The sequence below is a fragment of the Nonomuraea sp. NPDC051941 genome, assembly GCF_044593615.1.
In genome coordinates, this window is record NZ_JBIUCF010000019.1 from 227,882 (window position 1) to 235,201 (window position 7,320).

Sequence of the window (7,320 nt, forward strand, 5' to 3'; positions counted from 1 at the left end):
GGGCTAGGCAAGGTACTCGGCCAGGCGGTCGAAGAACTCGATCCAGCCCGCCTTGGCCTGCTCGGCGTGCGCGGGGTCGGTGTTGACGCCGTACTGGTGGAAGCGCATCCCCGTCCTGCCGTCCGCCTCGGTGAGGTCGATCGTGACGACCGACGCCGGCCCCTCGCCCGGGTTGTCCGGGTCGCCCGTGGTGAACACCAGCCGCTCCGGCTCCGTCACCTCGCGGTAGGTGCCGTCCAGCGTCGCCTCGAACCCCTCCTCGCCCACCAGCGTGGCCCGCCAGACACCGCCGGGGCGGGTGTCCAGGGTGATCCGGCCGACCGGCGTGCTGAGCATCCGCGGCCCGAACCACTGCGAGAAGCGCTCCGGTTCGGTCCAGGCGGCCCACACCAGCTCGCGGGGGGCGTCGAAGAGGCGGTTGATCTCGTATTCGGCGGTCTGGGTCATTGTCGTGTCCTTTCCGGTTCGTTCGATGGCTCAAAGGTCGCAGGGCGCGCTTCAGATCTCCTTCTCGTGGCCTTAAGGCGCATGGCAGGCTGGCGGTATGAGGATCATTCGCGCCGCCAGAGTGCTCACCGGCCGGCCCGGAGAGGTGATCGCCGACGGCGAGGTCCTCGTCGACGGCGACCGGATCGTCTCCGTGGGGCCGCGCGGCAGCGGGGGCGAGGCCGCCGAGGTCCTCGACCTGCCGGGCCACACGGTGCTGCCCGGGCTGATCGACGCGCACGTCCACCTGGGGTTCGACGCGAAGGTGGACCCGGTGACCCGGCGCAGCTCCGAGAGCGACCACCACCTGCTGTTACGCATGGCCGAGAACGCGCGCAAGCTCGTCTCCGCCGGCGTCACCACCGCCCGCGACCTGGGCTCGCGCGGCTTCCTCGACCTGGCCCTGCGCGACGCGATCGAGGAGGGCCTCACGGTCGGCCCGCACCTCGTGGCCGCCACCAGGCCCATCACGATCACCGGCGGCCACTGCTGGTACATGGGCGGCGAGGCCGACGACGAGCCCGCCATCCGCCGCGTCGCCAGGGAGAACCTCCGGGCGGGCGCCGACTGCCTGAAGGTGATGGCCTCCGGCGGCCTGATGACGCCGGGCGCGCCGCCGAGCTGGGTCCCGCAGTACGGCACGGAGCAGCTCAGGGTCGTCGTGGAGGAGGCCGCGTCGCGCGGCAAGGGCGTCGCCGCCCATGCCCACGCGCACGCCTCCATCCGCAGCTCCATCGAGGCGGGCGTCACGACGCTGGAGCACTGCACGTTCTTCGGCCCGTCGGGACACGACTACGACGCCGAGCTGGCCGACCTCGTCGCGGCGAGCGGCACGTACGTGTGCCCCACCGTGCACGGCGTGTTCTGGCGGATGCGCGAGGCCTACGGGCCCGAGATGATCGACGCCTGGCTGAACGCGGTGGCCGCCATGCGGGAGGCCGGGATCCGGCTCGTCGCGGGCACCGACGCCGGGTTCACCAACGGCGGCATCGCCAACGAGACCGACGGGTACATCGCCGGCCTGGAGGTGTTCGCGGAGGCCGGGTTCGGCCACGCGGAGATCATCGAGATGGCCACCGTGCGCGCCGCCGACGCCTGCGGGGTGGGCGGGGTGACCGGCAGCCTGGAGGCGGGCAAGCGGGCCGACCTCATCGCGGTCAAGGGCGATCCGCTCGAACGCCTGGCCGACCTGCGCAAGCTCACACTCGTCCTGATCTCCGGTCGTTCCGTCACGCAGACGGGCATCGACACGGTGACCTCGTCCGTCGGCTGAGAGGATTCTTCATGCTGCCCTGGTCCGCCGAACTGGCCGGCCGTCTCGACCACGCCGTCATCGACAGCGCCCTGCTGCGCGGCAACCCCCTGGGGGATCCGCACGAGCGCCCGATCATGGTGTACGTCCCGCCCGGGTACGACGACGATCCCTCCCGTCGCTACCCCTCGATCTACGTGCTGCTCGGCTACACCGGCCACGTCGCCATGTGGCTGAACCGGACTCCGTTCCGGCAGCCGTACCCGGAGCTCGCGGACGCCGCCTTCGCCTCAGGGGAGGCCCTGCCCGCGATCGTCGTGTACGTGGACGCGTGGACCGCGCTCGGCGGCAGCCAGTTCCTCGACTCCCCCGGCACCGGGCGCTACCACTCCTACCTGCGGGACGAGGTCGTGCCGTGGGTGGACGCCCGCTACCGCACGATCGCCGACCGCGACCACCGGGCGGTCACCGGCAAGTCGAGCGGCGGCTACGGGGCCATGGTCACCGCGATGCTGGCGCCCGACGTGTTCGGCGCGCTGGCCACGCACGCCGGCGACGCGTTGTTCGAGGTGTGCTCGCGCGGGTCGTTCCCCGAGGTGGCGCGCAGGCTGCGGGACATGTACGGCGGCTCGTACGACACGTTCCTCGCCGACTTCCGCGGCCGCCTGGCCGGGACCAAGGAGGGGGACCTGGAGCTGCTGGAGATGTACGCGTACGCGGCCGCCTACTCCGCGGACCCCGACGGGACCGTACGCCTGCCCTTCGACGACACCGGCGCCGTCGTGCCGGAGGTGTGGGAGCGCTGGCTGTCCTGGGATCCCGTGCTGATGGCCCCGCGGCACGCCGAGGCCCTGCGCTCGATGCGGGCGATCTGGGTGGACGCCGGGAGCAAGGACGAGTACTTCCTGGACTTCGGGGCGGTGGCGTTCCGGCGGGCGCTGGAGGCGGCGGGCGTCAAGGACGAGAACGTCTATTTCGAGCTCTTCGACGCCGGCCACGGCGCCATCGAGTACCGCTACCCGCTCGCCCTCGCCTGGTTGTCCCGCCGTCTGACCCCCTAGGTCCGCAGGCTGCGCACGCCGGCGAGGATCAGCTCCAGCCCGGCGCGGAAGGCCGCGTCGCGCTGCTCCCGGGGCCAGGTCTCGGCCTTCCTGGCCTGCTCCTCGACCGTGTAGCCGTTCACGTAGGCCATGACGGTGTCCACGGCCACGGCGGCCCTGTCCGCGGGGATGCCCGCCGCGGACAGGGCCGCGACGAGCGCGTGGAAGCCGGCCACGGCCTCGTCCCCCGCGTGCTGGAACGTCGCCATGAGGCGGGCCCCGTCCCGGTGGGCCAGCATGAGCTCGCGGATGCCGATCGCGACGATCCGCAGCTGCTCGTCCCAGGGGCCGTCGAGCGGCGGTGCGGGGCCGTCCTGCGGGGTGACCAGGTGCGCGACCATCGCGTCCAGTAGCGCCTGTTTGCTGGGGTAATGCCGGTACAGCGCCCCGGCCTGCACCCCGAGCCGGCCGGCCAGGCGGCGCATGGTCAGCCCGTCCAGGCCGACCTCGTCGAGCAGCTCGATCGCCGCCCGGAGGACCTGGTCGCGCCGCTCCCCCATGAGACCTCCTTGACAGTACGGCTCCGCTTACGTGAACAATGTACACGTGAACGTTGTTCACGTCGGACAGGGAGGACGGCATGAGCGGACAACGGGTTCTCGTGATCGGGGCGGGCCTCGGCGGGCTGGCCCTCGCGCACGCGCTGGTGCGCGCGGGCATCGACGTACACGTGTACGAGGCCGACGACGGCAGCGGCGATCGCTTCCAGGGCTACCGGATCGGGCTGGCGCCGCTCGGGTGGGCGGAGCTGCGCGCCTGCCTGCCGGAGCGGCTGTACGCGCTGGCGGAGGCGACCAGCGGCGACCTGGACGGCCCCGGGCTGCTGTTCGACGAGCGGCTCACGCTGCTCAGCAGCGACCTGCCCGGACCGCCGGACGAGACCAGGGCCGTCGATCGTCAGGTGCTGCGGCGGATCCTGCTCGGCGGTCTCGGCGACCGCGTCACGCACGGCAAACGCCTGACCGGGGTCGCCGAGACCGGCGAGACGGTGACGGCCCGCTTCGCCGACGGCACCCAGGCCACGGGCGACGTGCTGATCGGCGCCGACGGCGGCAACTCGGTGGTCCGCCGCCACGTGGCCCCCGAGGTGGGCCACGTCGATGCCGGACTATGCGGCGCGATGGGCCGCACGCCGATCACCGAACGCTTCGCGGAGCTGGTTCCGGGCCGGGGCACCATGGTCAAGGGCCCGGGGATCACGCTGATGCTGGGCCGCATGCGGTTCGCCAGGGAGCCCTCGGAGGCCGCCGCGGAGCTCGTACCCGGTCTGGACCTGCCCCACCGGGACAGCTACGTGCGGTGGGTGCTGCTCGTGCCCCCGGAGCACCCGGCGTCGCGGCAGACCCTGGTGGACGCCCGCGAGCTCGTCCTGGAGCTCATCGACGGCTGGCACCCCGACCTGCGGGAGCTCGTGCGCTCGGCGGACATGAGCGCCGCGGGCCCCGCCAAGGTCTACGACCGCCCCGTGCCCGCGTGGCCGGCGGGCCGGATCACGCTCCTCGGCGACGCCGCCCACCTGACGCTGGCCAGCGGCGGCAACGGCGCGAACACCGCCATCCAGGACGCCCGGCGGCTGGCCGACGGGCTGGCCGAGGTCCATCGGGGCGAGCGGGACCTCCGGTCGGCGCTGACGGAATACCAGGCCGACCTGCTGGAACGCGGGAACGCGGCGGTGGAGCACGGCAAGGAGGCCATGAAGCGGTTCGTCCCGGCGGACTCTCAATCATCCAGGTGACACTTGTCAACCAAACGATTGATGCTCTATCGTCCTTGCACATGGCGGCACGGAGGGCGCCGCGCCCTGAGGAGCGCGGCAAGGCGGCGGAGCTGACGCGGGAGCGGATCCTGCGGGCCGCCGTGAGCGAGTTCGGCGAGAAGGGATATTCCGGCGCGCGCACCGCCGGGATCGCCGCCCGCGCCGGCGTCAACCAGCAGCTGATCTCCTACTACTTCGGCGGCAAGCAGGGACTGCTGGAGGAGCTGCGGCGGCGCCGGCAGGTGGACGAGGCCGCGTCCGACGCCTCGTCCACCTCGTTCGCGGAGTCGGTCGGGGCCCAGCTGGAGCGCACGCTCGACGACCCGGAATGGGCGCGGCTGGTGGTGTGGCAGGCGCTGGGCGACTGCCCGTTCGCCGACGCCGAGGAGGGACAGCGGTTCGCGCAGGCGCAACGCGCCCGGATGGCCGAGTCGCTGGAGCGGATGCGCGGGCGGCAGGAGGCCGGGGAGGTCACCGATCGGGTCGATCCGGCGTTCGCGCTGCTGGTCGCCTATGCGGTGGTGTTCGCGCCGATCACGATGCCGCAGTTCGTCCGCGACATCTTCGGCGACGACCCGCTCTCGCCCGAGGTGCGCCGCCGCCTGCACGGTGAGCTGGTCAGGCTTCTCGGCCAGGCCGATGATTAGGGAGGTTCTGCGGCGATGGTGATGGTGGTCTTCGGGGCTCGGGGCAGTGTGGGGCGCCATGTCGCCGCCGGCCTGCTGGCGGCCGGCGAACGGGTGCGGGTGACGAGCAGGGACCCGGAAAGGGGCGGCCTGCCCGCTTCCGCGGAGGTCGTGGCGGCCGATCTGGACCTTCCTGAGACGTTGCCCGCCGCGCTGGAGGGCGCCACGAAGGTGTTCGTGTACGCCAAACCGGACGGTGTCGCGGGCTTCGTCGAGGCGGCCAGGTCGGCCGGGGTGCGGCAGGTGGTGCTGCTGTCGTCGGCGGCGGTCGTGATCGAGGGCTCCGAACACAACCCGATCGCCGTGCACCACCAGGTCGTCGAGACGGCCGTGGAGGGCTCGGGGCTGGACTGGACGTTCATCCGGCCGGGGATGTTCGCGACGAACACGCTGTGGTGGTGGCAGGCGGCGATCCGGGGCGGGGGCGCGGTGCGGCTGCCGTACCCGGAGGCCGAGACCGCCCCCATCCACGAGAAGGACCTGGCGGCGCTCGCGGTGACGGCGTTGACCGAGCCCGGGCACGAGCGGCGGGCGTACACCGTGTACGGGGTGGAGTCGCTCACGTTGCGGCGGCAGGTCGAGCACATCGGGGAGGCGATCGGGCGTGCGATCGCCGTCGAGGTGGTGTCGGAGGCGCAGGCGCGGGAGGAGATGGGCCGGACGACGCCGGCGGCCGGCGTCGAGGTGATCATGAAGCAGTGGGCGGCCCGCGACGGCATACCCGCCCAGACCTCGACGGCGGTGGAGAAGGTGACCGGCCGCCCGGCGCGCACGTTCGCCGAATGGGCCGTCGACCACGCGGACGACTTCCGCTGAGCGCGGGTGCGGCCGGCGTCTTCACCTGTTCTGCGGGGGTGTCTTCTTCCTGCGGCCGCGTCGGGGGCTCGATCCGCGCGGGTTCTGCGGCGGCCCGGGCCTGGGCTCGACTCCCGGCGCGTACCCGGGTGAGCGGTACAGGGGCCGGCCTCCGTACCAGCCCCACATGAGGCAGATCAGCCCCACGAGCAGGGCCAGGATCGGCACCAGGTAGAGCAGCGCGTCGAGCCGGAGCAGCCCGGCGGCGGTCACCCCCGTGATCGACGCGACCAGCACCCAGCCCGGCCCGTGCCAGTACGGTTTCCCCAACGGCCTGTCGGACTCCTCCCAGCCCCGTGGCGTGCGCCGCCGGAGCCGCCCCGCCGGCCACAGCCGCGTGCCGTCCCCGGTGATCACGACCGCTCGCCTGAACGGCCCTCCCCCGATCCGCACCTGCGCCTTCAGTCCCTCCGCCCGCTCGTCGACGGCGGGATCCCAGTGGACCCGCTGGTAGTACGGCCTCGCCCCGCGCTCGGGGACGAGCTTCAGGTACGGGCTGAACCAGCGGACCCCCTTCGTCCTGTACGCCAGGATCAGCGGCCGGACCTGCCACCGCACCTCGGCCGCCGACGCCGCGTGCCGGTTGAGCAGGAACCGGGCCAGCACCAGGACGAGCCCGAGCCCGTAGACGCCCGCGACGACGAACGGGGCCCGCCTGAGCATGTCCCCGGGAGGGGGCACGTCCTCATGCCCGGCGGGGAACACCAGACCGCCGGGCTCGGCAGGGTCGTAGCGGATGGGCAGCACCGAGCCCCGCACGAAATGTTCGGAGTCGGCCTGGATCATCGTCTGATGGCTGTTCCTGCCGTCGGACCAGTCCAGGTAGAACATCTCCGGATTGCCCTGGTCGTCGAAGTCGATGTACTGGACCGTGGCCGAGGCCCGCGCCGTGGCGCGAGACTCCGCGTCGGCGACGCCGGCGGCCTGGATCGCGAGTACGCCGAACGCCACCAGCGCTCCCAGCGTGAAACCCCCGAGCGACACCAAGGCGATACGCGATATCGGCTGTAAGCCATGCACCCACACAGTTTGGCGGGAGGGTCTTTCGCCACGCTTTCATCAGTCTGTCGCCGTTCTCCGTAGTGGGGGGGGGGGGGGGGGGGGGGGGGGGGGGGGGGGGGGGCGGGGGGGGGGGGGGGGAGGGCGGCGGGTGGGGGGGGGGGGGGGCGGGGGAGGGGAGGGGGC

Annotated in this window: 8 protein-coding genes; 5 read left to right on the forward strand and 3 right to left on the reverse strand. The window is 72.8% G+C overall.

The genetic code is table 11. From position 1 onward, the window contains the following. Window positions 1-3 precede the first annotated feature (3 nt). Window positions 4-447, reverse strand: a complete 444-nt coding sequence (locus ACIHFD_RS30600) for an SRPBCC domain-containing protein (protein ID WP_397369809.1) — start codon at window positions 445-447, stop codon at window positions 4-6. 97 nt (window positions 448-544) lie between these two features. Between ACIHFD_RS30600 and ACIHFD_RS30605 the strand changes: the two genes are divergently transcribed. Both ACIHFD_RS30605 and ACIHFD_RS30610 read left to right on the forward strand, forming a co-directional pair. Then, window positions 545-1,759 (forward strand): amidohydrolase family protein, encoded by a 1,215-nt coding sequence (locus ACIHFD_RS30605; protein ID WP_397369810.1) that lies wholly within the window; start codon window positions 545-547, stop codon window positions 1,757-1,759. 11 nt (window positions 1,760-1,770) lie between these two features. Then, complete coding sequence (locus tag ACIHFD_RS30610) at window positions 1,771-2,799, forward strand: alpha/beta hydrolase (RefSeq protein ID WP_397369811.1); 1,029 nt, start codon at window positions 1,771-1,773, stop codon at window positions 2,797-2,799. Here ACIHFD_RS30610 and ACIHFD_RS30615 read toward each other — a convergent pair. Continuing rightward, window positions 2,796-3,338 (reverse strand): TetR/AcrR family transcriptional regulator C-terminal domain-containing protein, encoded by a 543-nt coding sequence (locus ACIHFD_RS30615; protein WP_397369813.1) that lies wholly within the window; start codon window positions 3,336-3,338, stop codon window positions 2,796-2,798. The two genes, ACIHFD_RS30610 and ACIHFD_RS30615, sit on opposite strands and share 4 nt — an antisense overlap. A gap of 80 nt (window positions 3,339-3,418) precedes the next feature. Here ACIHFD_RS30615 and ACIHFD_RS30620 point away from each other — a divergent pair, with 80 nt between their 5' ends. From ACIHFD_RS30620 to ACIHFD_RS30630, 3 genes are read left to right on the forward strand one after another with little or no spacing between them, the layout of a single operon-like run. Then, on the forward strand, window positions 3,419-4,573 hold the full coding sequence (locus ACIHFD_RS30620) for an FAD-dependent oxidoreductase (protein ID WP_397369814.1): 1,155 nt from the start codon (window positions 3,419-3,421) through the stop codon (window positions 4,571-4,573). Window positions 4,574-4,614: 41 nt separating this feature from the next. Beyond that, a complete protein-coding gene (locus ACIHFD_RS30625) occupies window positions 4,615-5,241 on the forward strand; it encodes a TetR family transcriptional regulator (protein ID WP_397369815.1) in 627 nt (208 codons plus the stop codon). A gap of 15 nt (window positions 5,242-5,256) precedes the next feature. Next, on the forward strand, window positions 5,257-6,096 hold the full coding sequence (locus ACIHFD_RS30630) for an NAD(P)H-binding protein (RefSeq protein ID WP_397369816.1): 840 nt from the start codon (window positions 5,257-5,259) through the stop codon (window positions 6,094-6,096). Window positions 6,097-6,117: 21 nt separating this feature from the next. Here ACIHFD_RS30630 and ACIHFD_RS30635 read toward each other — a convergent pair whose 3' ends face one another. Further along, the gene (locus ACIHFD_RS30635) at window positions 6,118-7,122 is read right to left on the reverse strand and encodes a hypothetical protein (RefSeq protein WP_397369817.1); all 1,005 of its coding nucleotides are present in this window, start codon (window positions 7,120-7,122) and stop codon (window positions 6,118-6,120) included. Between the last annotated feature and the right edge of the window lie 198 nt (window positions 7,123-7,320).